The following is a 24,620-nucleotide window of genomic DNA, read 5'->3' as shown; positions in this document are numbered from 1 at the left end:
AGGTTACAACCAAACCGGGCGCATGGACACCGGCAAACGCCGGCGTTTATTCCGGCATCAGGCCGATGAAGGTGGTTTTCTTGCGCGGGCCGGTCATCAGCGCTTCCAGCTTCTCCACGCACTGCAGATAGTGTGGGGTCTGCTTGTGCGCCGCCACCGCCTGCTCGTCGCGATAGGCTTCGTAGATGTAAAACCGCGTCGGAATATGCTCATCCTGCAGCACGTCGAAACGCAGGTTGCCCGGCTCTTCGATCGCCCCCAGATGATTGGCGCGGAAAACGTCGATAAATTCGTCGATCTTGTCCTGTTTAACGTTGATCTCTACCAATGTGACGTGCATGACAGCTCCTTGTTTAAACGGCGCGCCGCAGCATGGCGCTTTCCAACCATAGGTTTATTCCCGTCGATTGCCCTGCCGCAACGGCAATTTTGCCGCCTGGCTCACAAATCGCACCGGCGATGCCCACCCCGCCCCCGGCGAGGGAAGACGGCGGCATCTATAGTTACTATTCCTCCCCCTGAGAGCATAGGCTATGGATAACTACTTGATGGCGCTGGACGCAGGAACAGGCAGCATTCGCGCGGTGATCTTCGATCTGGCGGGCAATCAGATCGCGCACGGCCAGGCCGAGTGGCAACACCTCGCGGTGCCGGGCGTACCCGGCTCGATGGAATTCGATCTCAACCGCAACTGGCAGTTGGCCTGCCAGTGCATCCGCCAGGCGTTGCAGCGCGCGGGGCTGAGCGCGCAGGCGATCCGTGCGGTAGCCTGCTGCTCGATGCGTGAAGGCATCGTTCTGTACGATCGCAACGGCGTGCCGATCTGGGCCTGCGCCAATGTCGATGCGCGCGCCAGCCATGAAGTCAGCGAACTGAAAGAGTTGCACAACCACGGCTTCGAACGTGAGGTCTACCAGTACTCCGGCCAGACGCTGGCGCTGAGCGCCATGCCGCGCCTGCTGTGGCTGGCGCACCACCGGCCGGACATCTATCGCCAGGCGGCGACGCTGACCATGATCAGCGACTGGCTGGCCTACATGCTGAGCGGCGAGCTGGCGGTCGATCCTTCCAACGCCGGCACTACCGGCATGCTGGATCTGACCAGCCGCGACTGGCGGCCGGCGCTGCTCGATATGGCCGGGCTGCGCGCCGATATTCTGTCGCCGGTGAAAGAGACCGGCGTCGTGCTGGGGCGCGTCACCGAACAGGCGGCGCAGGAGAGCGGGCTGCTGCGCGGCACCCCGGTGGTGATGGGCGGCGGCGACGTGCAGCTCGGCAGCCTGGGGCTCGGCATCGTGCGCGCCGGGCAGACGGCGGTGCTCGGCGGCACCTTCTGGCAGCAAATCGTCAACCTGCCGGAACCGGCCATCGATCCGGAAATGAACATCCGCATTAACCCTCATGTCATTCCCGGCATGGCGCAGGCGGAATCCATCAGCTTCTTTACCGGCCTGACCATGCGCTGGTTCCGCGACGCTTTCTGCGCCGAAGAGAAACTGCTGGCGGAGCGACTGGGGATCGACGCTTACAGCCTGCTGGAAGAGATGGCGGCCAGGGTGCCGCCGGGCGCCTACGGCGTGATGCCGATCTTTTCCGACGCCATGCATTTCAAAACCTGGTATCACGCGGCGCCGTCATTCATCAACATGTCTATCGATCCTGAACGCTGCAACAAACAGACGTTGTTCCGCGCGCTGGAGGAGAATGCCGCCATCGTCTCAGCCTGTAATCTGGAGCAGATCGCCGCCTTCTCCGGCGTGCAGGCCCGCTCGCTGGTGTTCGCCGGCGGCGGTGCGAAGGGCAAACTGTGGAGCCAGATCCTCAGCGACGTCACCGGCCTGACGGTGCGGGTGCCGGTGGTGAAAGAAGCCACCGCGCTGGGCTGCGCGATCGCCGCCGGGGTCGGCGCCGGGCTTTACGCGTCGCTGGCCGAAACCGGCGAGCAGCTGGTGCGCTGGGAGCGCGAGCATCAGCCGGATCTCACCAACCATGCGCGGTATCAGGAACAGAAAGAAAACTGGCGGCGGATTTACGCCGATCAGCTGACGCTGGTGGATAGCGGCCTGACCACCTCATTGTGGAAAGCGCCTGGGCTCTAGCGCCGCGCGCGGCCCGGTCATAACCTTATACCGTTTTATTCCTTTCCCCTCGGCGCGGCGCAAGCCGCGTTTTAACTCGCTGCCGTCATTGTTCCCCCTCAGAAACAGTGTAACCACCGCAGATGGATTTATCTGCGCCTTCAGCCTGCCGTAGATTGTGACTTTGATCACGCCGCGCCCCGAGCGCGGCCTGCGCATTCACCTGAGAAGAGCGGCATTATGCTGAATAATAAAGATAACCCTGCATCATCCCCGTGGCCGGCGATCTTCTCGCTGACGGTCGCCTGTTTTGTCATGGTCACCACCGAGTTTTTGCCGATCGGCCTGCTGACCAACATCGCCCCTTCGCTCGGCGTCAGCACCGGCACCGCCGGGCTGATGGTGACCATGCCCGGCATCGTGGCGGCGGTGGCCGCGCCGGTATTGAGTCTGGCTTCCGGCCGGCTGGACAGACGCCTGCTGATGCTGGGGCTGTCGTTGCTGCTGATGGTGTCCAACCTGGTGGCGGCGCTGGCCATCAACTTCCCGATGATGCTGCTGGGCCGCGTGCTGCTGGGCATCTGCGTCGGCGGCTTCTGGTCGTTCGCCGCCAACTACGGCCGCCATCTGGTGCCGGAAGCCAGCCAGGGCCGCGCCACTGCGCTGATCCTCAGCGGCATCTCGGTCGGCGCGGTATGCGGCGTGCCGGCCGGGGCGCTGATCGGCGATCTGTTCGGCTGGCGCGCCGCCTTCTTCGGCGGTGCGGCGCTGGCAGTCGGCGTACTGTTGGCGCAGCTGCGTTTGCTCACGTCGGTACCGCCTTCCCGACCGGTCACGCCGCGCGATCTGGTGCTGCCGCTGCGCCTGCCGATGGCGCGCATCGGCCTGATCGCCATCGTGCTGTTGTTCATCGGCCACTTCGCCGCCTATACCTATCTGCGGCCCCTGCTGCAGCAGGTGTTCGTGCTCAGCCCATCGGCGATCTCGCTGCAGCTGTTGGCCTATGGCGCCATCGGTCTGCTGGGCACCTTTCTCGGCGAGCGTCTGGCGGAACACAGCCTGCGCGCCACCTTCATACTGATCGCCGCCATGCTGGCGGGCATTTTGATCGTTTCGCCGCTGCTCAGCGGCCTCGCCGGCGCCACGCTGATGGTGCTGGTATGGGGGCTGGCCTTTGGCGCCGTGCCGGTCTGCGCCACCAACTGGATGTTCGCCGCCGTGCCGCAGGCGCCGGAGGCCGGTCAGGCGCTGTTGGTGTGCGTTATCCAGATCGCGCTGGCCTCCGGCGCACTGCTGGGCGGCGAGGTGGTGGACTGGCAGGGCGTCAGCAGCGCCATGCTGTTCGGCGGCGCGCTGATCCTCTCCGCCACGTTGGTATTCGGCCTCAGCTTGCGCTCCGGCACGATTGGCGCTAAACAGTGTTAATCATTATCTATCTGCAGAAACATGCCCCGGCCACCGCCGGGGCATGGCGTTGAGAACCTATGGACCATCATTTGCTCGCTATCCGGGTATTTAACCGCGTCGTGGAAACCGGCGGCTTTACCCGCGCCGCCGATTCGCTGGGCATGCCGAAAGCGACGGTCACCAAGCTGATCCAAAATCTGGAGGATCACCTGCAGACCAAACTGTTCCAGCGCACCACCCGCAGCGTGTCGGTCACCCGCGAGGGCGAATGCTATTACCAGAATACGGTGAAATGGCTGGCGGATTTGGAGCAGATGGAGGGCTGTCTGACCGAGTCGCAGAATTCTCCGCAGGGCGTGCTGCGCATCGATACCGGCAGCGGCACCGCCCGCCAACTGCTGTTGCCGGCGCTGCCCGGCTTTTTGGAACGCTACCCGCAAATCCAGATCGATCTCAGCATCGGCGATCGCGTTATCGATTTGATCAGCGACAGCGCCGACTGCGTGATCCGCAGCGGTCCGTTGGCCGATTCCAGCCTGATCGCCCGGCGTCTGTTCGATCTGGACTGGGTCAGCTGCGCCACCCCGGCCTATCTGGCGCGCCACGGCACCCCGCGCCATCCGTGCGATCTGGAACAGGGTTTTCCGATGGTGCACTACCGCCATCCAGTCAACGACCGCATCCATCCGCAACGCTATGTCGAGCGCGGCAAAGAGATCGCCATCCAACAGCGCTACCCGGTCAGCATCAATGAAGGCAACGCGCTGCTGGCGGCGAGCCTGGCCGGCTTGGGCATCATCCAGATCTATCGGTTTATGGCGCAGCCGCACCTCGAGCGCGGCGAACTGGTCAGCCTGCTGCACGACTGGCAGCCGCCGCCGGAGCAGATGTACGTGGTCTACCCGTCCAATCGCCACCTCAGCGGCAAGCTGCGGGCGTTCATCGACTGGGCGGTGGAGACGTTTCATTAACCGGCCGCTTAGGCAGGAGCGGCTTTTTTCCCGACTTTAAAAAAAATAGGCACATCATGCATATCGAACCGCTGCTCGCCCATCGCCGGCGCATTGAGGAACTGGCCGCGTTGCTGCACCAGGAATGGGGCGCCTTTGCGCAGTGGAGCAGCCGCGATACCATCAGCCGGCGGCTGGCTGAACGCTGCGCACCCGAGAGCCAAGGCGTCGTGTTGCTGGCGCTGTCGCCACAGCAACAGATCGTCGGCACCGCCAGTTTGACGCTATATGAATTGACAGATAAACCGGAGCGCCAATACTGGCTGAGCGAAGTCTTTACCCACCCGCAGCACCGCGGCCAAGGCATTGCCCGCAACCTGATCGCGCGCTGCATCGAGCACGGCCGAATCCAGGGCATCAGCGAACTGTATCTGTATACGCCCGACCAGCAGACGCTGTATCAGAAACTCGGCTGGCGCCCTCTGGAGCAACGCCAGGTCGCCGGTGAAACCGTCACGGTGATGAGCCGCACGTTGTAGCCGCACGCACTGTGGTATTATTGGCCGCATATTGATTTCCGACGGACGACCACCATGGCCTATATCCCCAAAAACTATGCGAAGCTGGAAACCGGCTACCGCGAAAAAGCGCTGAAACTGTTCCCCTGGGTATGCGGGCGCTGCTCGCGCGAATTCGTTTATTCCAACCTGCGCGAGCTGACGGTGCACCACATCGATCACGATCACAGCAACAACCCGGAAGACGGCAGCAACTGGGAAATGTTGTGTCTGTATTGCCACGACCACGAACACTCGAAATACACCGAGGCCGATCAATACGGTTCGACGGTGGTGGCCGGTGAAGATGCGCAAAAAGATATCGGCGTCGCCACCCACAACCCGTTCGCCAACCTGAAGGCGATGATGAAGAAGTAACGCCATCGACAGCTTAATGAGCCACTAACTTATTAAGCTGTTAAATTAACAAAAGACTCTTCCGTTCCGCCACTTCCCAGAGAATTCCTACTTACCCATCCGGTCCATTCACCGCAAAATAAGCTGCGCAGTTAACAACATACTGGCTTGGCAAGCCGCCGCAGTTGGTGCATATTGTTCGCGAGTTGTTCTTGTTAACCTGTTTGATTATCAACCTAATAAGCACATTAACTTAATAAGTTACCTGCTTAATAACTTGAGAGATGGCAGCATGATTGTTCTGATTGGCTCGCAAAAAGGCGGCGTCGGCAAATCGACGAAAGCAGTGAATATCGCCGGGTATCTGATTCTTAAGCAAGGCAAGTCGGCGATCATCGTCGATGCCGACGACCAGAAATCGATCATGACCTGGTACAACGACCGTCAGAACGTCGAGGGGCTGCCGCACATTCCGGTGGTGGCCGCGTCGGGTAAAATCAAGGAAACGCTGCTGGAGCTCGATCGCCATTACGACTACGTGATCGTCGATACCGCCGGCCGCGACAGCGCCGAACTGCGCTCCGGCCTGCTGGCCGCCGATCTGTTCCTCTCGCCGCTGCGCCCTTCGCAGATGGATCTCGACACCATCGGCTATCTGTCGGAGATGTTCTCCACCGCGCAGGAATACAACGAGAAGGTCAAAGGCTACATCGTATTGAACATGTGCCCGACCAATATCTTCATTAATGAAGCCAACGAAGCGGCGCAGGTGCTGAGTGAATACCCGGAGTTCACCCTGGTGAGCAATCGCCTGTGCGACCGCAAGATTTACCGCGACGCCTGGGGTGAAGCCATCACCGTGCACGAAGCGAACAATGAAAAGGCGCAGACCGAAATTGAATGCCTGGTGAAAGAGGTGATCCTGTGAAGAAACGCACCCCCACCCACCGCATGTCGGAAGACGAATTCATCAACAGCGCCACCTCGCATACGTTGCCGGTTGCGGCTCCCGCGCCGGAAGCCAAGCCGGCCGGCCGCAAGCGTACTTATAAGGCGATTTCCGTCAGCCTGACGGACAACCACATTGAGGCTATCGATGAAGTGATCGTGCAGGCGGCGCGCAACGGCATCGTGCGTATCACCCGCTCCGACATCATCAAACTGGCGATCGACGGATTGGCGGAGAAAAGCGAAGCGCAACTGCTAGCGCTGCTGAAAAAGCTCTGACCGCACGGCAGCCGCCGGCTGATCGAGCCGGCGGGCCGTTACACCGACGAGAACTCGCGTGGGAACGGCATAGTACGATAGGTTTTGCCGGTGGCCTTATGCAGCGCGCTGGCCATCGCCGGGGCGACCACCGCAGTCGACACTTCCCCGCATCCCTGCGGCGCTCGCGCGCTGTCGAGTATCACGACCTCCACCTTGGGCATTTCGGCGATCGCGAGCAGCGGATAGCGATCGAAATTCCCTTCCACCACGCCGCCCCGTTCAAAATGCAGCTCGCTGTGCAGACAGGTGGTCAGCGCAAAGCCGATGCCGCCCTCTACGTTGGCACGCACCAGGTTCGGGTTTATCACCTTGCCACAGTCAATCGCACATACCGCGCGCAGCACCCGCAGTCGCCCCTCCTGAATGGCGATCTCAACCACCAAACCGACGTAGGTGGTGAAAGCATTATTGCGGCCGACCCAAATATTGCACGCCATACCGCGAGAAACGCCCGACGGCGGTTCATGCTGCCAACCGGCCGCCGTGGCGGTGGCGTCCAGGACGCGCAACGCTTCCGGGCTGTCCTGCAACAGATGCCGCCGATACGAATACTCGTCCCGGTTGGACTTATGGCTGAGTTCGCTGATAAAGCTTTCCAAAAAGAACAGACTGGCGACGCTGCCGACACCGCGAAGATAGCTCAGGGAGATCGGCTGTTCGACGATGCCGGCCTCCACCTTCAGATGAGGGATGCGATACGGCGTGCTGTAAACGCACTCCACCATACTTTCATCCCATCCCCCGGCCTCGTTGACCGTTTCGCGCCGCATTTGCCAGAAGAGCGACTGCCCGGCATAGCGCGCCCACAGCGCCTGCGGGTAGCCGTTTTCATCCAACAGCGCCCGATAATGGCTGATGCAGGCCGGACGATAGTATTCATGCCGCATGTCGATCTCGCGCGGATAGACCACTTTGACCGGTTTCCCCACCGCCCGGGAGGCGGCGGTAGCATGCATCACGGCATCCGGCAGATATTTGCGCCCAAAGCTGCCCCCCAGATAGGTCGTATTCACCACCACATCCGTCGGCTTCAGCCCGAACATTTTCGCCAGAACGTTGCGCACCATGTCCTGCCCCTGGAAGGGGCCCCAGGTTTCGATACGGCCCTCGCCGTAATGGCTGGTGGCATTGCAAGGCTCCAGGGTGGCGTGCGCCACATAAGGTGCGCTGTAACGCGCCTCATGCAAGCGCGAACCTTGTTCAACTCCACGAATCAACGCCGACGCCTCGCCGCGATCGACCGCCGGCACCAGCGTATCGCCATCCAGCATCGCCAGATTCTCTGCCGCAATCGCGCTATCGGTCAGCGCTTTTCCTGCGCCCGGCAGCCAGTCGACCTCCAGCAAATCAGCCGCCTTTTTGGCCTGCCAGTAACTCGCCGCCACCACGATCACCGTATTGAGCGACATATCATGATCCAATCCGACCATGTTGTTCATCGACCACTGCCGGGTCAGCACCAGATCCACCACGCCCGGCATGGCCCGAATCTGTCGTTCATTACGCACGGCGACCAGCTTTCCGCTAAGGTCGGGCACCATCCAGGGGACGCCGATCAGCATCTCCGGCAAGTCGATATCAATACCGTAAATCGCACTGCCATCTACTTTCTCCGGCGTATCGACCCGCAACAGCGGCTTGCCAATGACACTCTCTCGCTCTTGCGCCTCACTCTTTAAAGCAGGCTGCGGATCCAACGGCAGTTCGGCGGCATAGCGCACCAAATCGCCATAGGCGACCTTGCGCTTCCCGCCTTTCTCAAGCACCCAGCCTTTCTCCGTGCGGCACTGCGATGGTGAAAGCGCGAAATGTTTTGCGCCGGCCCGCAGAAAGAAATCTCTCGCCTGTGCGCCGGCCAGCCGGGCACGCTGATAAAATTTGGTCATGGAGGTTGAGGCGGCGACAAACTGCGCGAAAGCCTCGCCCCCGGCAACCTGACGGTAAGCGTCACGGCCGGTGACGAATTTCACCGTCACCTGCGCCCAATCGGCATCCATCTCCGCCGCCACCACTTCGGCCAGGCCGGTGTAAATCCCCTGCCCAACCTCACATTGCGACACGCCGATGACGATGCGCCCATCGCGGTCGATCCAGATCCAATCGTTCAATTCATGCTGACTGTCCGGTGGCGCCACGTCTTGTGAAACCACGGCCGCCAGGCTGCGCGTCGATATCGGCAGCAACATGGCGGCCACTGCCAACGCGCTGCCTTTTATCAAGGTTCTGCGGGTGATCGCCATACTCAGGGTTCTCCCTTGTCGGCGGCGCGGTGCACCGCCGCACGGATACGGTGGTAAGTGGCGCAGCGGCACAGATTGGTCAGGCCCGTATCTATCTGCCGATCGTCCGGCCTCGGGTGTTCCGCCAGCAGCGCGCTGACCGCCATGATCATGCCTGATTGGCAGTAGCCGCACTGCGGCACGTCCTCCGCAATCCAGGCCTGCTGCACCGGATGACGGCGATCGATGGACAGCCCTTCGATGGTGGTCACCTGCCGATCGCGCACCAATTGCAGCGGATAACAGCATGAACGCACAGCCTTACCGTCGACATGTACCGTACAAGCGCCACAGGCGCCGATACCGCAGCCGAACTTGGTGCCGGTTAATTTAAAATGTTCTCGGATCACCCACAGCAGCGGCGTATCCGGCTCGCCGTTAAATTCGACCGCCTGGCCGTTCAGATTGAACTTCATGCCATCCTCTCTTGGATCAGTGCTTCACCCGACGTTTCACCCACGCCCCAATGACGATCAATACCAGCAATACGCCGCCCCAGAACACATAATGCAATGACGTAATCAACAGCGGTTTTTCACCGCCCGCCCGCTGCAGAGCCACTTGCTCCGGCGTTATCCTGACCGCCGGATTGCCGAATTGCTGCAATACGTAATTGCCCAATTCAGCCAGTTGCCGGTCATCCAGACTATCGGCGAACCCCGGCATCCAGGTCTGCAGCGTCTCCCCCTGACGCTGCACGCCATACAGCATCACCATGATCAGGTTATTGGCCCGTTCGCTGCCTACGGTGGTGTTGTGCGTCAAAGAAGGGAAATGGCCGTCATAAGCCCCCTCGCCGCCCAGACGATGGCAGCTGGCGCAGGAAACGGCATACAGCGCCTGTCCGGCGGCACGGCCTTTACCGCCCCCCTGATATTGATAGGCCGCTTTCGTTCCTTGTACGGTGACGATCGGCGGCGTTTGTTTAAGCCAATCGGCGATGGCGCCGAGGTCGTCGTCACTCAGGAAACGCAGGCTATGCTCCACCGCCTCCGCCATGCCGCCGGCAGCCTGAGCTTTGTCATTGCGGCCGGTACGCAGATACTGCACCAATTCTTTCTGGCTCCAGCCGCCGATGCCGCTCACGGGATCCGAGGTGATATTCGGCGCGATCCAACCGCCGGCTTCTCCTCCTGCCAGATAGCGATCGCCGCGTTCCGCCATCATCCCGTTACGTGGGCTGTGACACGCCGAGCAATGCCCCAACACATCCACCAGATAGCGGCCACGCGCCTTCCTCTCGTCTGCATCGACGGGCGTCTTTTTCAGAAACAGCCAGTTCCAGCCGTGGATCGCATAACGCCAGGAAAAAGGGAACGTCAGTTGGGTCTCAGGCACCGCACGATCGACCGGTACGACACCGGCCATAAAATAGCGATACAGCGCGTGCAGATCGTCATCACTCAGCCCCCGATAAGCGGTATAAGGCATGGCGGGATACAAGGGTTGGCCGTCCCGCCGAATGCCCTGCGTTAACGCGCGGCGAAACTCTTGTTCACTGTAGTCGCCAATGCCGGTTCCTTTGGCGGGCGTGATATTGCTGGCGATGATGTCGCCCATCGGCGACGCGATGGCATAACCGCCGACATAGGGAGCATCCTGTTGACTGCTGCCGCGGTGACAAGCCGCGCAATCTGCGGCGGTAGCCAGATATTTTCCCCGTGCGATGACCTGTTGGTCATTCTGGCTGGCGAAGACCGAGCAGGAGAAGATCCCCAACGCGATAACGCACAGCTGTTGTGCTCTCCGCCAGCGGCCGTTCACGTTTCACCTTCCGGCTTCATCGCACCCGCTCGCTCCTCCGCCAGAAGAGCAAACTCGTCCGGCAACAGATTTTCCTGTTCGAGCATCGCTATCGCGTTATGCTTGATGCCAAACAATACGCGGTAAAAAGCCTCCAGATCGTTGGCCGAAATGCCGTTGAGCAGTTTTTCCCGCGCTTGCTGGCTGGAATGATCCAACTGCGCCAGCATCTCCTGCCCGGCCTCGGTCATTCTCACCCCTTTGGCGCGCTTATCTTCGGACAGAGCATCGCGAGCGATAAGCCGATTTTTTTCCAGAAACAGCAGCGCGCGCGACATCGTCGAGACTTCGGCATTCAAATGCTGCGAAACGTCTTTCAACGTGCAGCCATCCCCCAGATCGGCAATCGCACTCAGCGCCAGCCAATGCGGGCGCGTCAGATTGGTCATTTTCACCGACTGGTCCATCGCCGTGCGCCACAGGCGATTGGTCACATCCAGATGGATGCCCAGTGCAGCAGGAAGTTTACGTGGTTGTGACATGTCGGGTTACTCTCGAGTATTTATTTGCTTGTGCAAACAAATAGTAGATCGAACATGAGAACAGGATCAAGCAGATGAGGGAGAATAAAATAAAAGCGATTTAATACATTTGGTTAGTTTGTATCGCACGGCGTACGCTCCCCAACGACGGGGAGCGATAAGAAAAACTCAGTTCCCCGCGACCTCGCACCGGTAGTCCTGAATTTCACCGGCCGACCCCAGGTTGAGATCGGTCAACTTCAAACGGTTTGCCAACAGCAGCATCTCGCCCTGCGGGCTGACCGCCAGCGCCAGGCCGTAATTGCCGATGCTGTCGCCCTGCTCGACCACGTAGTTTTGCAACAAGCGGAAAGGATCTTCCTGGGTTAAATCGGTGCCCGCCAATTTTCTGGCCAGATATTGATGGCCGACCAATTTCACCGCCAGCGGCCGCCACTGTTGATCTAATTGCTCAGCCTGTTCCTCCAGCGCGTTATAGACATCCTGGCGCAAGCAGGCAACGTGAATATGCAACTGATTTTGAGAGCGGCCATATTTCGAATTGACCGCCAGAGAAACCCATGCGTCTTTTAACGGTTTACCCAGCTCGCTGGATATATGTTCGCGGTTATTCCAGGCCTGGGCGAAATAAGGCGGCGTTCGATCCGCTTGCAATATCGGGCTCTCGATGCCGCTGACCTTTTCGGTCGGCATCACCAGATCGTGGTAAGGGCCCTTGCTGTCCTTAAACAGCACATATCCTTCGGTTAAATCCACCTTTAAGCAGGGCGCAGGATCGTGGTTCTGCTGCTGATTGGGCACGCACTGTTGGCTGACTATCTGCCACAGCGCATTCGGATTGCCGCGCCCGAAGAACCACCATAGCACCGCCGCCAGCAGCAAAATGACAAGCAAAATAATTAATAGTCTGAAAAGTCTTTTCATCGCGACTCCCTGTTTATCTATTCCATACCGAAAGGAGCGCCAGCATAAACCAAGGCTCCGGCATCGACCAGAATATTATCCTTAATGTCACCTTTTATTGACGTCTTGTTAGCAATGGATAATTAAAAATAAGCCTCCACCTGAGTAATTTAAGGTAAATTAATACCGTGGGTTGAATATGAGTGTGATATAAGCAGCCGGGACTCTTTTTATATAAGGAACCGATAAGATGCCAACGATGGGCAAATCCCTGCATTATCTCGACGTAGGTTCAGGCTTTCCATTGCTGCTGGGCCACAGCTATCTGTTCGATCTGAATATGTGGGCGCCGCAGTTCGAAGCGCTGGCTAAACGCTACCGCCTGATCGTACCGGATCTCTGGGGCCACGGCGATTCACCGGCGCTGCCACCCGGGCGAAACAGCCTGTCGGATATCGCCGCCGATCATTTGGCGCTGATGGATCATTTGGATATTGAAGAGTTCGGCATCGTCGGCCTGTCCGTCGGCGGCATGTGGGGCGCCGAACTGGCGGCGCTGGCGCCGGAGCGGGTGAAAGTGCTGGCGCTGCTGGACAGCTACCTGGGCGACGAAACTCCAGAGGCGCGGCAGCGCTATATGGGCATGCTGGCCGCCGTGGAACAGGCCGGCGCCATCACGCCGCCGCTGCTGGAATATATCGCCGCGCAGTTCTATTCCGACGAAGTGCCCGCTGCGCTGTCGCAGCCGTTGCTGGCCCATCTGCAAAGCCTGCCCGCCGAGCGCCTGCGCGAAAGCATCGTGCCGCTGGGCCGGATGATCTTCGGCCGCCCCGACAAGCTGGCGCTGCTGGAACACATCACCGCCGCCAGCATCGTCATCACCGGCGCGCAGGATAAGCCGCGCCCGCCGGCGGAAGGCCAGCGCATGGCGGATCTTCTCGGCTGCCGACATGTGCTGATCCCCAACGCCGGGCATATCAGCAACAAGGAAAATCCGGCGGCGGTCAATGAAACGCTGCTGGCGTTTCTGGCCGAAAGCACCACGCCGCTGTTTTGGTAAGTCGCTCCGGGCCGCCAGGCCCGGACCTGCTATACCATCGCTCAGACGACGTGGCTATCGCCATTTCCCTGACCGAACTCCCCCAGACGCAACCAGCGGTAAAGCTCCGCATCGCGCTGAAAATGCATCTTTCTCATCACCGCCCGTTTATGCGTGCTCACCGTCTTGATGCTGACCCGAAGCCGACGGGCAATGGCGGTCGGCGTCATTTCCCAACTCAGGTAACGCATCACTTGTTTTTCCTGCGGCGTCAATGGCAACGGCTGGCACCAGGCGCAACAAGAAAAACCGCAGGCGCCGCCGGTTCGGCCTTTTATCACCCGCGCTACCGTGTGCAACAGCTTTGCGACGCCTTCATTGCGGTACACCCTCCCCGCTTCCCTCAGGCACCCCGAAATGGCGCGAATGCGGGCTTCTCTGAGATCGTAAACGGCGAGATAAAGGGCGTGAGGAGCATGGGGAGGATGGCAAAAACGCGCCATGTCGCCTTTGGCGATCGCCTGGAACACAAGGTCGGCATTCATCGGCTCGCTGCAGCGCGCCTCGATGCCACGTTCACTAAAATAGTCGCTCAACGCCCGATACGCCCCGGCGACAAAAAAGCAGTCGATATCCAGGAAGGCGATATTGATGACCGTGTTCACGCCGTTTCCCTCCGCGCGAAAACAAACCGGCAAAACCGGCCGGCATTGAGCCTGCTGCGCCCATCCAACGTAACGAGCAGCAGCGTCAAAACCGCCCATTGGATGAGCGACAGCCCGAACGGGTAGGAAAACTGCGCGCACAGCAGCAAGGGAATGCCGCTCGTCGCCAACGCGGCCTCTTCCCCGGCGGCCGGGCTGTGCAAGCGGGCGGCGATGCGCTCCCGTCGCCATGTTTGGTGCACCAGCGCCGCCACGCCCGCCAGCAGGCACAGCATGCCCGCCAACGCAACGACGCCGCCTTCTATCCACCACAGCAGGAGCTCATTATAGGGTTGCCGCGCTGCGCCTGCCCGCGCCACCGCGGGCAGCGCATGGGCCTGTAAATGCTCAAAGCCATGCTCGAATCGGCCATAGCCCCATCCTAACCAGGGCCGCTCTACCACCAGCGCCAGCGAATCAAGCAGCGTATCGCAGCACGGCGCGGCGTTCGACAAACGAACGCCGGCGTTCAATTCATCCGCCAATATCGCCAGGCAGAATCCCAATGCCGTCATCAGCAGCGCGAGCACGCAATGCAGCGGGTATCTGCGCACAAACATCAGGGTCAACAGCGCGGCACCCAATACCACGCTGAGACAAACGGTCTGCGATGCCCCCCAGCCCAGCGCGGCGGATAAACCGATCAAGAGCGGCAGCAAGAGTAAAATACGCCATCGCTCGCTATCTCGGCGCAACATGCGGAACCGAGGCAACACCGTCAGCCCCCATCCCGCCAATAATCCGCTCGCCAATAAACTGCTCGCGGCATCCGGCCAACGCCCCCCGCTGCCGGCATAGCCTGCCGCCGCCTCGGCCGGGAAGGAAAAAAGCCAAATGCCTCCCACGGCTGCGGCTAATACCAGCGTATAGATAAACGCAATACGCACGTGCTGCATGACCCGATATTGCAATAGGATAAAGTAAATAATCCAACTGCCAAACAGGCAGGCCATTCGCCCGACGGTAAGCACGCCCCACTCGGCACGAGAATAAAAAAGGGGCAGCAGCAATATCACCGCGCCCAGCGCAAAGAAAAAACACGCGGGGGTCATCCCCCACGCTTTTCGCAAAAAAAGGAGCGCGCCGCCGACGCCCAATAAAGCAAACAGCACAATCCCAATCACAAGAGAATATGGAAACGTCAGCGAGAAATAGTTCATATCATAGTGATAAATATAGCCACCCAACAAAAGCAATACGCTGACATAGACCATCACCATGAACTTTAAACATGGAATAGACATAATAATTTCATCCCAAAATATCTATCTGAAAAATCATCAGAAAAGGCTAAGCCATTTTTCAATTGCAATAAAAGAAATGCCTGTCAGCAACACCAGCCCGGTAATTATCGCCATCACAATCCCGACAGATTGAATAGCTTCAAAAAGCTTTCGCCTGTAGCGTAAAAGCGTCCAGTTTCTTTTAAACATACCTTTTCCTCTTGGCCATTCAGGCTTCAAGCAAAGAAAGCCCGCAATTTAAACGTGGATTACCGGCAAAATCCTGTCGCATTTCCCAGCGAGTTCCATAGTATCGCCGCAGCCAAAATCAAGATATATGTATTAAATTTAACCATAAAAACAGTTTTTAATTCCTAAAGATAATAAAAATAAGGAATTAAAAACCAAAACAAAGAAAACCTAATATTATAAAACTGGCGACACCCGTACGTTTGAACTTTCGCCAAAAATTTCACAACATGAAAAAATCGCCATCATCTTGACGGGTGAAAAATAATAGATAACTCTGTCCTCGCTAAATTTCGCCGTCGCTATAAGGGCAAGCAGCACATTATGGAATACGTCATTAATCAGATGATTATTTTCTCACCTGCCGAACGCGCATTGTTCATCATCAATGAACGGGAATCTTTTATGCCGTTATCTAACCCTGCCACCCGCTTGTTGTTAGAGTTGGTTACCCATCATAAAGAGATGCTCACCCGCAGGCATTTGATGCAGCGGGTCTGGGAAGATAATGGTTTTGTGGGTTCAAACAATAATCTGAATGGTTGCATCAGTGAGATAAGAAAAGCGTTTGAATCGCTGGCGCTGGATCCGCAAATCATTATTACCATCCCCAAACTGGGGTTCATTCTTGAAGCGGAAATTACCTCATGCGAAAACATGCGCTCACCGGAAAACCAAAAAGCGGTTATTCCCACCCTGTTGACCCGGGCCGGCGCACTGTTAAAACGGCGTGGGAATATCTGCCAGGCAAATAAAGCGCCCCTTGCCGCAGCATTGATGATGATTGCGTGCTTTAGCCTCGTCTGCGCTTTATTGTGGTTCAACCGGCCGGTTCACGCGTTCAAAAACGCCAAGGTCGATTTTTTTTATCACCATGAGCAGTGCAACGTTTTTACGTTGGAAACCGCCGCGCTGAACGACCGGCGTGAAACGCAAGCGCAAATTGCCGCTGCATTGAAAGCTGAAGCGACCGACTGCGGCACAGCGCCCGCCGATCTGTTCTACACCAAAATCGCCAACCCCAATCTTCCTTTTCAGGTCACCTTCGTCGCCATCTGCAATCTGGCGCAACCCGGTCAATATGGCCGGTGCCGCACGATCAAAAACACCGACGGTATGACGCCATGAACAAAAAAACACGCTTTATCGTCGGCTTGTTATTGCTGATGGCACCCCTGGCAAGCCAGGTCGCCCAGCTGTCGCACCATCCTAAAACCTTACTGCGTTGCGAAGCGGAGATCACCGCGCGCAACCGCTATGGCCCAGCCATGGAGCCCGCCGCGGTTTTAAAAGCAAAGATGTATTTTTTTCTCTACCACAACGGCACTGGCTTTATCAGGCTCAATGGTTTTATCGAGCGGCAAGAAAAGACCTATGTGCTGAACCGCGAACTTCACTATGTGTATGACACCCCCGGCGACGAGGCGGCTGAAGAGGATGGCAGCGGCGATGGGTACACGCTGCGATTCGCCGCCGACCGTAAACATGCCGGAGATACGGTTCCCGCCCCCCTTTGGGCAACCTTTTTGCAGTCGGAAGATCCCCGAATCTCCTACCATGTCGCCATCGAACACGTACTCGGCAACCTGTATGTGGTCAGTACGCTTCAAAGCCCGACCTTTGTCTGCCGGCGTTATTAGGCTATGCGTTGCGAGTGTCGCCTATCGGAAGAAAAGCCCGCAAGCGGCAGCCATTTCAGCGGTTAATTGAACGCGCCATGCGGCTGTAGGTGTGGCGCACGCCGCGAATCGCCACGCTGTAGGCGAAGATGTTTTCCGGCAGCGCCAGCCCCAAATAGCCGGTATCGCCGATATGGTGCAGATCCGCGCCGGCCATTTTGCTCATCAGCGCAATCTGCCGCACGGTCTGCACGTCGGCCCCCTCTTGCGAGGTGCCGATCGCTGTCATCGCCAGCGCCCCCTGCCGCTGGGCAAAGGCGATCAGCGCCGCCACTTTCTCCTGCGACATACCGGGAATGGTGCCCGGAGCAGGCAGCAGCACGATGTCCGCACCGTTCTCCACGAACAGCGCGATGTCCTGCTCGCCGATCAGTTGGCTGCCGCTTTCGCGCACAATGCCGGCGCCGTGCATTTTGCCGGTCACCAGCACCATCTCGTCGCCCACTTCATCGCGTATCGCTTTCAGCGCGGCGGCGATCGCCTGATTGCTGACGCCGTTGTTCGGGTTGCCGGTCAACACCAGCATGCGCGCGCCGAGCTGATACAGCTTACGCGCATTCTCGGCGGTGGCGGCGCGGCCCGCCGTCATCTGCCAAAAGTCGTTATGTTCGCTGGCGAAAGCCGGATCGACGGCCTCCAGGTTCACCCCGATCACCCGCCCGGTCAGTCGCTGCAGCGTGCGCAGCGCCTCCTGCGGCGGCACGTCGGCGGGCAGGCCCGCGATATGTGGACGATCGACGTCGAACAGGTTCAACAGCAGCAGGTCGGCGCCCTGGCTGGCCGCCAGTTCGGCGTTGGTGACGTTATTGAGCAGCGGCTGAGTGACCGCGATGGTTTCGCTGACCAAGATGCGCCCTTCGCTGGCGCGGATGGCGTAGAGCAGATCGGCTTTGCCGATATCGGCCAGATCGCTGGCGCTGCAGTCCAGATAGCGTTTCATGAGGCAAGCTCCGATGACGTTAGCGGGAATGGATGCCCCCTCGCTCAGCGCGGCGAACGAGGGGGACAGGGTTACTTCAGCGTAAAACTTTGCGCCTGCACGTTGTCGGAATCCAGGCCGACGAACACGTTGAATTTGCCCGGCTCCGCCCCCCACTTCAGGCTGGCGTTGTAGAACTTCAGATCGTCTTCGCTAATCGGCAGCTCAACCTGCTGCGACTGGCCGGCCTTCAGCGTCACTTTCTTGAAGTTGCGCAGCTCTTTCACCGGGCGGCTGACCGACGCGGTGACGTCCTGCAGATACAGCTGCACCACCGTGGCGCCGTCGTACTTGCCGGTATTCTTCAGCGTGACGCTGGCGGTTAACTTGCCGTTGCGCGCCATCGTCGGGCTGGATAACTTCAGATCCGACAGGCTGAAGGTGGTGTAGCTCAGGCCGTAACCAAACGGATACAGCGGGCCGTTCGGCGAATCGAAGTAGCGCGAGGTGTACTTGCCCGGGTTCTCCTTGCCGAACGGCCGGCCGGTGTTCAGGTGGTTGTAGTACATCGGGATCTGGCCGACCGAGCGCGGGAAGGTCATCGGCAGCTTGCCCGACGGGTTGTAATCGCCGAACAGCACGTCCGCCACCGCGTTGCCGCCCTCGGTGCCGCTGTACCAGGTTTCCAGCATCGCGTCCGCCTGCTCGCTCTCCCAGCTCAATGCCAGCGGGCGGCCGTTCATCAGCACCAGCACCAGCGGCTTGCCGGTGGCTTTCAGCGCGGCGATCAGATCGCGTTGGCTCTGCGGGATCGTGATGTCGGCGCGGCTGGAGGCCTCGTGCGCCATGCCCTGAGATTCCCCCACCACCGCCACCACCACGTCGGCCTTGTTCGCCGCCTGCACCGCTTCGTCGATCATCTGCTGCGGCGAACGGGTATCGAACGCCACCGCCGGCTCATACTCGTTCAGATAATCGATGATGCCTTTATCCTGCGTGACGTTGGCGCCCTTGGCGTACAGAATGCGCGCCTTGTCGCCCACCGCCCGCTCCAGCCCCTCGCGCAGGGTGACCGACTGCTTGACCACCCCGGCGGCCGACCAACTGCCCATCACGTCGCGCTGGCTGTCGGCCATCGGCCCGATCAGCGCGATGGTCGCCTGCTTGCTCAGCGGCAGCGTCTGCTTATCGTTCTTCAGCAGCACCATCGTCTTGCGCGCCACCACCCGCGCTTCGGCGCGGTGCAGACGGCTTTCGGCGTTGGTGTCCTGCGGATCGGAACCCGCCGGGCCCAGATGCACGTAAGGATTGGTGAACAGCCCCATGTCGTATTTGGTGTTCAGCACGTCGCGGCAGGCGCGGTCGATATCGCTTTCAGACACCAGTCCGTCCTTCACCAGACCCGGCAGGTATTTGTCGTAGAACTCGTCGCTCATGCTCATGTCGACGCCGGAGGTGATCGCCAGGCGCACCGCGTCGCGCGCGTCGGCGGCCACGCCGTGCTTAATCAGTTCCTTAATCGCGCCGTGGTCGCTGATGGTGATGCCTTTAAAGCCCCACTGCTCGCGCAGCAGATCTTTCAGCAGCCACGGGTTGGCGGTGGCCGGCACGCCGTTCACCGAGTTGAGCGACACCATCACTCCGCCGCTGCCGGCGTCCACCGCCGCTTTGTAAGGCGGCAGATAGTCCTGATGCATGCGCAGCGGGCTCATGTCGACGGTGTTATAATCGCGGCCGCCTTCGACGGCGCCGTACAATGCAAAGTGCTTGACGCTGGCCATCACCGAACCGGGTTTGGCCGGATCGCCGTTCTGGAAACCGTCGACCATCACCTTGGCGATTTTCGAGACCAGCCAAGTGTCTTCGCCGAAGCCTTCGGAGACCCGGCCCCAGCGCGGATCGCGGGTGATATCGACCATCGGCGCGAAGGTCATGTTCAGGCCGTCGTCGCTGGCCTCTTGCGCCGCGACCCGGGCGCTGAGCGCGATGGCTTCCAGATCGAAGCTGGCCGCCAGCCCCAGGCTGATCGGAAACACGGTGCGCTGGCCGTGCACCACGTCATAGGCGAAGAACAACGGGATTTTCAGGCGGCTGAGCTGCATCGCCTGATCCTGCATCACCCGGATATCCGGCCGGGTGACGGTATTGAAGATGGCGCCGATCTGCCCTTTGCGGATCCCCTCGCGGATCGCTTCTTTCGGGTTATCCGGCCCGACGCTGATCAGCCGCAGCTGGCCAATCTTCTCTTCCAGCGTCATCTGCTTCATCAAATTGGACACGAAGGCGTCGCGCTGCTGGGCGTGAATGCCCTGCGTTATCGGCGTTTCCTGCGCAAAAACCGGGCTGAGGGCCAGACCGGACAACATACTCACCACACAAAGCCATTTCATCTTGTTTTATCTCAGGCGTGTTTCCGCCGCCAACGCCGCGGAGTTTAATCGGAGTGAAGAAACAGTTTGCCACACTCTGTTTCATCGCCAAGGGAATTCGCATCGCTAATGTTTACAAAGCATTACAGGTTATCGGCAGGTAATTCTGCAGCCGGGTGCGGCTGTCGGCAGCCTCCGCCGCCAGAAAATCGACCAGCGCGGTTAACGTCGGCGGCGCTACCGTGCGTTCAGGATAGACCAAATAATAGGCCGCGCCGCTGCTGACGCAGAGCGGGAACGGCGTTACGATGCGCTGCGCCTGAATATCCTCCTCCAGCAGGCACAGATCGCCGATGGCGATGCCGAATCCCTGCAGCGCGGCGCTCATCGCCAGATCGAGGGTATCGAAATGCTGGGCCTTGCCGGACGGCAATGCATCGGCGCCCGCCGCCTTCAGCCAGCACAGCCAGTCGCGCCGATCGCGCGTCGGGTGCAGCAGGGTTTTGTCCGTCAAATCCGCCAGCCGAGGCGTCGGCGGCAGAAACGTCGGCGTGCAGACCGGCGTGAGGATTTCTTCGAACAGCAGGTGCGCGGTCAGCTTTTTACCCGGCGGCCGACCGAATACCACCGCGGCGTCAAACTGCTCGGTGCTGAAATCCAGGCCGTGCGACACCGAAGCGGTCAGCTCGATATGCATGTCCGGCCGTTCATTTTGCAGGCGAATGATGCGCGGCAGCACCCAGCGCATGGCGCAGGTCGGGCATTTGATGCGCAGCGCCCCCGGCGGAGCGGCGGCCCGCATCAGGGCTTCATCCAACTGCCCCAGCGCCTGCTGTACCGGCGCCAGCAGCTGCGCGCCCTGCGGCGTCAGCGCCAAACCGCGCGCCTGACGGCTGAACAGCGGATAGCCCAGACGCTGTTCCAGCCCGAGAATTTGCCGGCTGACCGCCCCCTGCGTCAGGTGCAGCTGCCGGGCGGCATGGGTAAAGTTGAGGCGTTGCGCCACCACCACAAAGGTTTTCAATACGTCGAGCGACGGCAGGGATATCGGCATAGCGTGCCTCGATTAGGTATGATCGTAGTGCATGGCAAGTATGACAAACTTTCCCTTGTCCGCCTACGCCGCCTGATGCTTAATCGCTCAACACTTCCCTGTTTGCCTGGAGCCCATCATGCAGAGCGCCTGCTCATCCCGCTCGAAGCTGCCGGACGTCGGCACCACCATCTTCACCGTCATTGGCCAACTCAGCGCCGAACATCAGGCCCTCAACCTGTCGCAGGGCGCGCCCAACTTCGCCGGTGACCCGCAGCTGATCGAGGCAACGGCACAAGCCATGCGCGCAGGTCATAACCAATACGCGCCGATGAGCGGCGTGGCGGCGTTACGTGCTGCTCTGGCGGAAAAAGCTGAACGATTGTATGGCGCGCGCTATGACGCCGACGAAGAAATCACGGTGATCGCCAGCGCCAGCGAAGGGCTGTACTCGGCGATCAGCGCGCTGGTGCATCCCGGCGACGAGGTGATCTATTTCGAACCGGCGTTCGACAGCTATGCGCCGATCGTGCGCCTGCAGGGCGCCACGCCGGTGGCGATCAAACTGTCGCTGCAGGACTTTCGCGTCGACTGGGACGAAGTGGCCGCCGCCATCAACGGCAAAACGCGCATGATCATCGTCAACACGCCGCACAACCCGACCGGCGCAGTGTTCGACGCGCAGGATATCGACCGCCTGACCGCCCTGACCCGCGACACCGACATCGTGATCCTGTCCGACGAGGTCTACGAGCATGTGGTGTTCGACGGCGATATTCACCACAGCATGGCGCGCTACCCGCAGTTGGCGGAACGCAGCGTGATCGTGTCGTCGTTCGGTAAAACCTACCACGTCACCGGCTGGCGCGTCGGCTATTGCCTGGCGCCGGCGGCGTTGATGGACGAGATCCGCAAGGTGCACCAGTTCATGGTGTTCTCCGCCGATACGCCAATGCAGCACGCCTTCGCCGCCGCGCTCGCCAACCCGCAGAGCTACCTGGGGCTGGCGGCGTTTTACCAACAAAAGCGCGATCTGCTGGCCAGCGCCCTGCAGGATTCGCGCTTTGAGCTGCTGCCCAGCCGCGGCAGCTTCTTCATGCTGGCCCGCTTTAGCGGCTTCAGTCACGAAAGCGACAATGATTTCGCCGTGCGCTTGATCCGCGAAGCGAAGGTGGCGACGATCCCGCTGTCGGCGTTCTACAGCGACGGCACCGATACCGGCCTTATTCGGCTGAGTTTTTCCAAAGATAACGAGACCCTGCTGGAAGGCGCGCGCCGCCTGAGCCAGGCGTAATTTTTTGTCCGACCATGGGAAAGGGGCACTGCCTATGAAAGCACTGAAAACGCTGTTCGCCGCCGGATGCCTGCTGGCCGCCGGCACTTCGCTGGCGGCGGAAAACAGCCTGCGCTTCGGCCTGGAAGCGCTGTATCCGCCGTTCGAATCCAAATCCGCCAACGGCAAACTGGAAGGGTTCGACATCGAACTGGGCGACGCGGTATGCGCCGCCGCGCAGTTGAAATGCAGCTGGGTGGAAACCTCGTTCGACAGCCTGATCCCGGCGCTGCAGGCGCGCAAGTTCGACGCCATCAACTCGGCGATGAACGTGACCGAACAGCGGCGCCAGGCCATCGCCTTTACCGACGCCATCTATCAGGTGCCGAACCGCCTGATCGCCAAGGCCGACAGCGGCCTGCTGCCGGACGCCAAAGCGCTGGCGGGCAAACACGTGGGCGTGCTGCAAGGCTCGATTCAGGAGATTTACGCCAAAAACCATTGGGCGCCGGCGGGCGTGGATGTGGTGTCTTACCAGGATCAGAATCAGGTGTATCTCGATCTGGCGGCCGGTCGGCTCGACGCCACGCTGGTGATGGCGCCGTCGGGGCAAAGCGGCTTCCTGTCGCAGCCGGACGGCAAAGGCTTCGCCTTCGTCGGCGAGGCGGTGCGCGACGACAAAATCCTCGGTGAAGGCATCGCCTTCGGCCTGCGTAAAGGGGATGAGGCGCTGAAGAAAAAACTGGATGCCGCCATCGCCAAAGTGAAACAGCAAGGCACGGTGGCGGCGCTGTCTAAGAAGTATTTCGGCGACATCGACGTGACGGTGAAGTGATAGACGGGGGCGGCACCGCCGCCCCCTCCCGCGTTTAGCGATCGAACACCGAACTGTTCAGCGCGCGATCCTGCTGGTGGCGCTCCAGCGCCAATTCGATCAGGCGCGTGATCAGCGCCTGATAGCTGACGCCGCTGGCGGCCCACAGCTTGGGATACATGCTGATGTTGGTGAAGCCCGGCAGCGTGTTGATTTCGTTGATTACCACCTGGTTGTCCGGCGTCAGGAACACATCCACCCGCGCCAGTCCGAAGCACTCCAGCGTGCGGAACGCCTTCAGCGCCACCTCACGGATGTGGTCACTCACTTCCGGCGCGATCGCCGCCGGTACCACCACCTGAGCGCCCTGCTCATTGATGTATTTGGTGTCGTAGGAGTAGAAAGCGTCGCTCAGCACGATCTCGCCGCACATGCTGGCCTGCGGATCGTCGTTCCCCAGCACCGCGCACTCGATCTCGCGGCCGACGATCGCCGACTCCACCAGTACTTTGTGATCGAAACTGAAGGCCAGTGCCACCGCCGCGTCGAACTCGGCGCGGTTTTCCACCTTGCTGACCCCGACCGAGGAGCCCTGGTTGGCCGGCTTGACGAACAGCGGCAGGCCGAGGCGCTCGCTCAGTTGCTCAAACGTGAATCCGGCGCGGTTGGCGCGCGTCAGGGTGACGAACGGCGCCACCGCCAGCCCGGCGTCGCGCAGCAGGCGCTTGGTCACGTCTTTGTCCATGCTGACCGCCGAACCGAGCACGCCGGCGCCGACGAACGGCATATTGGCCATGCGCAGCAGCCCCTGCAGCGAGCCGTCCTCCCCCAACGTGCCGTGCACGATCGGGAAGATGACGTCGAGCTGGCCCAGCGCGCCGGCGCTGCCCGCTTCGATCAGCTGCTGTTTTTCCTGGCCCGGGATCAGCGCCACGTTCTTGTTCGAGCGGTTCAGCGCGATCAGCGCCGGGTTCTCGGCGTTGAGCAGGTAGTTGGAGGCGTCGTTGATGTGCCACTGCCCCTGTTTGTCGATCCCCAGCAGCGTGACGTCAAACTTCTCTTTGTCGATTGCATCCACAATGTTTTTGGCCGACTGCAGCGACACCTCATGCTCCGCCGATTTACCGCCAAAAATCACCCCAACACGTAGTTTAGTCACGCCTTAAATCCTTCTGAAAAATCATGGCAAAAAAGTCGTTCATCACAATAAACGCATTGCCTGGCGGCGGCAAT

At 60.0% G+C, this 24,620-nt stretch carries 25 protein-coding genes; 12 read left to right on the top strand and 13 right to left on the bottom strand.

The features are described 5' to 3' along the window. Positions 1 to 46: 46 nt before the first annotated feature. Positions 47 to 340, bottom strand: a complete 294-nt coding sequence (lsrG, locus tag CPH57_RS03535; RefSeq protein ID WP_033642299.1) for a (4S)-4-hydroxy-5-phosphonooxypentane-2,3-dione isomerase — start codon at positions 338 to 340, stop codon at positions 47 to 49. A 193-nt stretch (positions 341 to 533) separates the two neighbouring features. Here lsrG and lsrK point away from each other — a divergent pair, with 193 nt between their 5' ends. The 7 genes from lsrK to CPH57_RS03500 all read left to right on the top strand — a co-directional run bounded on the left by lsrK (position 534) and on the right by CPH57_RS03500 (position 6,576). After that, positions 534 to 2,099 carry an autoinducer-2 kinase gene (gene lsrK / locus CPH57_RS03530; protein WP_033642298.1) on the top strand — a complete coding sequence of 522 codons (1,566 nt, stop codon included), beginning with the start codon at positions 534 to 536 and terminating at the stop codon, positions 2,097 to 2,099. 219 nt (positions 2,100 to 2,318) lie between these two features. Beyond that, the gene (locus CPH57_RS03525) at positions 2,319 to 3,503 is read left to right on the top strand and encodes an MFS transporter (RefSeq protein WP_096242041.1); all 1,185 of its coding nucleotides are present in this window, start codon (positions 2,319 to 2,321) and stop codon (positions 3,501 to 3,503) included. 59 nt (positions 3,504 to 3,562) lie between these two features. Then, positions 3,563 to 4,456, top strand: a complete 894-nt coding sequence (locus CPH57_RS03520) for a LysR family transcriptional regulator (protein ID WP_033652403.1) — start codon at positions 3,563 to 3,565, stop codon at positions 4,454 to 4,456. Between the two features lie 56 nt (positions 4,457 to 4,512). Beyond that, positions 4,513 to 4,974, top strand: a complete 462-nt coding sequence (locus tag CPH57_RS03515) for a GNAT family N-acetyltransferase (RefSeq protein WP_033652401.1) — start codon at positions 4,513 to 4,515, stop codon at positions 4,972 to 4,974. Between the two features lie 54 nt (positions 4,975 to 5,028). Further along, positions 5,029 to 5,370 carry an HNH nuclease YajD gene (gene yajD, locus CPH57_RS03510; protein WP_004939576.1) on the top strand — a complete coding sequence of 114 codons (342 nt, stop codon included), beginning with the start codon at positions 5,029 to 5,031 and terminating at the stop codon, positions 5,368 to 5,370. Positions 5,371 to 5,641: 271 nt separating this feature from the next. Continuing rightward, entirely contained in the window at positions 5,642 to 6,277 is a 636-nt protein-coding gene (locus CPH57_RS03505) for an AAA family ATPase (RefSeq protein WP_033642295.1), read from the top strand. Then, a complete protein-coding gene (locus tag CPH57_RS03500) occupies positions 6,274 to 6,576 on the top strand; it encodes a hypothetical protein (protein ID WP_033642294.1) in 303 nt (100 codons plus the stop codon). The genes CPH57_RS03505 and CPH57_RS03500 overlap by 4 nt, the downstream gene beginning before the upstream one ends. 38 nt (positions 6,577 to 6,614) lie before the next feature. Here the strand turns inward: CPH57_RS03500 and CPH57_RS03495 are convergent, their stop codons facing one another. From CPH57_RS03495 to CPH57_RS03475, 5 genes are all read right to left on the bottom strand, one after another. Beyond that, positions 6,615 to 8,858, bottom strand: a complete 2,244-nt coding sequence (locus CPH57_RS03495; RefSeq protein ID WP_046686629.1) for a molybdopterin cofactor-binding domain-containing protein — start codon at positions 8,856 to 8,858, stop codon at positions 6,615 to 6,617. 2 nt (positions 8,859 to 8,860) lie between these two features. Beyond that, the gene (locus CPH57_RS03490) at positions 8,861 to 9,313 is read right to left on the bottom strand and encodes a (2Fe-2S)-binding protein (protein WP_033642292.1); all 453 of its coding nucleotides are present in this window, start codon (positions 9,311 to 9,313) and stop codon (positions 8,861 to 8,863) included. A 16-nt stretch (positions 9,314 to 9,329) separates the two neighbouring features. Further along, the gene (locus CPH57_RS03485) at positions 9,330 to 10,661 is read right to left on the bottom strand and encodes a cytochrome c (RefSeq protein ID WP_096242040.1); all 1,332 of its coding nucleotides are present in this window, start codon (positions 10,659 to 10,661) and stop codon (positions 9,330 to 9,332) included. Continuing rightward, complete coding sequence (locus CPH57_RS03480) at positions 10,658 to 11,182, bottom strand: MarR family winged helix-turn-helix transcriptional regulator (protein WP_080376440.1); 525 nt, start codon at positions 11,180 to 11,182, stop codon at positions 10,658 to 10,660. The genes CPH57_RS03485 and CPH57_RS03480 overlap by 4 nt, the downstream gene beginning before the upstream one ends. A gap of 168 nt (positions 11,183 to 11,350) precedes the next feature. Beyond that, entirely contained in the window at positions 11,351 to 12,106 is a 756-nt protein-coding gene (locus tag CPH57_RS03475; protein ID WP_172428000.1) for a CDP-diacylglycerol diphosphatase, read from the bottom strand. A 238-nt stretch (positions 12,107 to 12,344) separates the two neighbouring features. On the opposite strand from CPH57_RS03475, the gene CPH57_RS03470 reads away from it, so the two are divergent. After that, positions 12,345 to 13,145, top strand: coding sequence for an alpha/beta fold hydrolase (locus tag CPH57_RS03470; RefSeq protein WP_080280887.1), 801 nt, complete (start codon positions 12,345 to 12,347; stop codon positions 13,143 to 13,145). A 41-nt stretch (positions 13,146 to 13,186) separates the two neighbouring features. Here the strand turns inward: CPH57_RS03470 and CPH57_RS03465 are convergent, their stop codons facing one another. The 3 genes from CPH57_RS03465 to CPH57_RS24530 are packed head-to-tail and all read right to left on the bottom strand — an operon-like array spanning position 13,187 to position 15,261. Continuing rightward, on the bottom strand, positions 13,187 to 13,789 hold the full coding sequence (locus CPH57_RS03465; protein ID WP_047572241.1) for a LuxR C-terminal-related transcriptional regulator: 603 nt from the start codon (positions 13,787 to 13,789) through the stop codon (positions 13,187 to 13,189). Continuing rightward, positions 13,786 to 15,072, bottom strand: coding sequence for an O-antigen ligase (locus tag CPH57_RS24535; protein ID WP_158524114.1), 1,287 nt, complete (start codon positions 15,070 to 15,072; stop codon positions 13,786 to 13,788). Before CPH57_RS24535 ends, CPH57_RS03465 begins: the two co-directional genes overlap by 4 nt. 36 nt (positions 15,073 to 15,108) lie before the next feature. Continuing rightward, the gene (locus tag CPH57_RS24530) at positions 15,109 to 15,261 is read right to left on the bottom strand and encodes a hypothetical protein (protein WP_154582434.1); all 153 of its coding nucleotides are present in this window, start codon (positions 15,259 to 15,261) and stop codon (positions 15,109 to 15,111) included. A gap of 363 nt (positions 15,262 to 15,624) precedes the next feature. Between CPH57_RS24530 and CPH57_RS03460 the strand changes: the two genes are divergently transcribed. Together CPH57_RS03460 and CPH57_RS03455 are read left to right on the top strand one after the other, a co-directional pair. Continuing rightward, positions 15,625 to 16,428 (top strand): winged helix-turn-helix domain-containing protein, encoded by an 804-nt coding sequence (locus CPH57_RS03460; protein ID WP_096242038.1) that lies wholly within the window; start codon positions 15,625 to 15,627, stop codon positions 16,426 to 16,428. Next, complete coding sequence (locus tag CPH57_RS03455; RefSeq protein WP_096242037.1) at positions 16,425 to 16,940, top strand: hypothetical protein; 516 nt, start codon at positions 16,425 to 16,427, stop codon at positions 16,938 to 16,940. Before CPH57_RS03460 ends, CPH57_RS03455 begins: the two co-directional genes overlap by 4 nt. 55 nt (positions 16,941 to 16,995) lie before the next feature. Here the strand turns inward: CPH57_RS03455 and CPH57_RS03450 are convergent, their stop codons facing one another. The 3 genes from CPH57_RS03450 to CPH57_RS03440 form a co-directional block, all read right to left on the bottom strand. Next, complete coding sequence (locus CPH57_RS03450; protein WP_042783918.1) at positions 16,996 to 17,919, bottom strand: PEP phosphonomutase; 924 nt, start codon at positions 17,917 to 17,919, stop codon at positions 16,996 to 16,998. 71 nt (positions 17,920 to 17,990) lie between these two features. After that, complete coding sequence (gene bglX / locus CPH57_RS03445) at positions 17,991 to 20,288, bottom strand: beta-glucosidase BglX (protein WP_096242036.1); 2,298 nt, start codon at positions 20,286 to 20,288, stop codon at positions 17,991 to 17,993. Positions 20,289 to 20,400: 112 nt separating this feature from the next. Beyond that, a complete protein-coding gene (locus CPH57_RS03440; protein WP_096242035.1) occupies positions 20,401 to 21,321 on the bottom strand; it encodes a LysR substrate-binding domain-containing protein in 921 nt (306 codons plus the stop codon). A gap of 118 nt (positions 21,322 to 21,439) precedes the next feature. On the opposite strand from CPH57_RS03440, the gene CPH57_RS03435 reads away from it, so the two are divergent. Both CPH57_RS03435 and CPH57_RS03430 read left to right on the top strand, forming a co-directional pair. Continuing rightward, positions 21,440 to 22,594: a methionine aminotransferase gene (locus CPH57_RS03435; RefSeq protein ID WP_096242034.1), complete on the top strand. Its 1,155-nt coding sequence runs from the start codon at positions 21,440 to 21,442 to the stop codon at positions 22,592 to 22,594. Between the two features lie 34 nt (positions 22,595 to 22,628). After that, positions 22,629 to 23,408 (top strand): ABC transporter substrate-binding protein, encoded by a 780-nt coding sequence (locus CPH57_RS03430; RefSeq protein WP_046686619.1) that lies wholly within the window; start codon positions 22,629 to 22,631, stop codon positions 23,406 to 23,408. Positions 23,409 to 23,442: 34 nt separating this feature from the next. Here CPH57_RS03430 and ddlA read toward each other — a convergent pair whose 3' ends face one another. After that, positions 23,443 to 24,546, bottom strand: a complete 1,104-nt coding sequence (ddlA, locus tag CPH57_RS03425) for a D-alanine--D-alanine ligase (RefSeq protein WP_060659801.1) — start codon at positions 24,544 to 24,546, stop codon at positions 23,443 to 23,445. Between the last annotated feature and the right edge of the window lie 74 nt (positions 24,547 to 24,620).

This window comes from Serratia sp. JKS000199, from assembly GCF_900215455.1.
Taxonomy (GTDB): Bacteria; Pseudomonadota; Gammaproteobacteria; order Enterobacterales; family Enterobacteriaceae; genus Serratia; species Serratia ureilytica.
Note: the sequence above shows the minus strand (reverse complement) of the source record. Positions and strands in the feature narration are given on the sequence as shown.

What these genes read in the sequence shown, in the direction of transcription:
- lsrG (WP_033642299.1), bottom strand. Translation starts at nt 340, where the DNA reads ATGCACGTCACATTGGTAGAGATCAACGTTAAACAGGACAAGATCGAC.
- lsrK (WP_033642298.1), top strand. Translation starts at nt 534, where the DNA reads ATGGATAACTACTTGATGGCGCTGGACGCAGGAACAGGCAGCATTCGC.
- CPH57_RS03525 (WP_096242041.1), top strand. Translation starts at nt 2,319, where the DNA reads ATGCTGAATAATAAAGATAACCCTGCATCATCCCCGTGGCCGGCGATC.
- CPH57_RS03520 (WP_033652403.1), top strand. Translation starts at nt 3,563, where the DNA reads ATGGACCATCATTTGCTCGCTATCCGGGTATTTAACCGCGTCGTGGAA.
- CPH57_RS03515 (WP_033652401.1), top strand. Translation starts at nt 4,513, where the DNA reads ATGCATATCGAACCGCTGCTCGCCCATCGCCGGCGCATTGAGGAACTG.
- yajD (WP_004939576.1), top strand. Translation starts at nt 5,029, where the DNA reads ATGGCCTATATCCCCAAAAACTATGCGAAGCTGGAAACCGGCTACCGC.
- CPH57_RS03505 (WP_033642295.1), top strand. Translation starts at nt 5,642, where the DNA reads ATGATTGTTCTGATTGGCTCGCAAAAAGGCGGCGTCGGCAAATCGACG.
- CPH57_RS03495 (WP_046686629.1), bottom strand. Translation starts at nt 8,858, where the DNA reads ATGGCGATCACCCGCAGAACCTTGATAAAAGGCAGCGCGTTGGCAGTG.
- CPH57_RS03490 (WP_033642292.1), bottom strand. Translation starts at nt 9,313, where the DNA reads ATGAAGTTCAATCTGAACGGCCAGGCGGTCGAATTTAACGGCGAGCCG.
- CPH57_RS03480 (WP_080376440.1), bottom strand. Translation starts at nt 11,182, where the DNA reads ATGTCACAACCACGTAAACTTCCTGCTGCACTGGGCATCCATCTGGAT.
- CPH57_RS03475 (WP_172428000.1), bottom strand. Translation starts at nt 12,106, where the DNA reads ATGAAAAGACTTTTCAGACTATTAATTATTTTGCTTGTCATTTTGCTG.
- CPH57_RS03470 (WP_080280887.1), top strand. Translation starts at nt 12,345, where the DNA reads ATGGGCAAATCCCTGCATTATCTCGACGTAGGTTCAGGCTTTCCATTG.
- CPH57_RS24535 (WP_158524114.1), bottom strand. Translation starts at nt 15,072, where the DNA reads ATGTCTATTCCATGTTTAAAGTTCATGGTGATGGTCTATGTCAGCGTA.
- CPH57_RS24530 (WP_154582434.1), bottom strand. Translation starts at nt 15,261, where the DNA reads ATGTTTAAAAGAAACTGGACGCTTTTACGCTACAGGCGAAAGCTTTTT.
- CPH57_RS03460 (WP_096242038.1), top strand. Translation starts at nt 15,625, where the DNA reads ATGGAATACGTCATTAATCAGATGATTATTTTCTCACCTGCCGAACGC.
- CPH57_RS03455 (WP_096242037.1), top strand. Translation starts at nt 16,425, where the DNA reads ATGAACAAAAAAACACGCTTTATCGTCGGCTTGTTATTGCTGATGGCA.
- CPH57_RS03450 (WP_042783918.1), bottom strand. Translation starts at nt 17,919, where the DNA reads ATGAAACGCTATCTGGACTGCAGCGCCAGCGATCTGGCCGATATCGGC.
- bglX (WP_096242036.1), bottom strand. Translation starts at nt 20,288, where the DNA reads ATGAAATGGCTTTGTGTGGTGAGTATGTTGTCCGGTCTGGCCCTCAGC.
- CPH57_RS03440 (WP_096242035.1), bottom strand. Translation starts at nt 21,321, where the DNA reads ATGCCGATATCCCTGCCGTCGCTCGACGTATTGAAAACCTTTGTGGTG.
- CPH57_RS03435 (WP_096242034.1), top strand. Translation starts at nt 21,440, where the DNA reads ATGCAGAGCGCCTGCTCATCCCGCTCGAAGCTGCCGGACGTCGGCACC.
- CPH57_RS03430 (WP_046686619.1), top strand. Translation starts at nt 22,629, where the DNA reads ATGAAAGCACTGAAAACGCTGTTCGCCGCCGGATGCCTGCTGGCCGCC.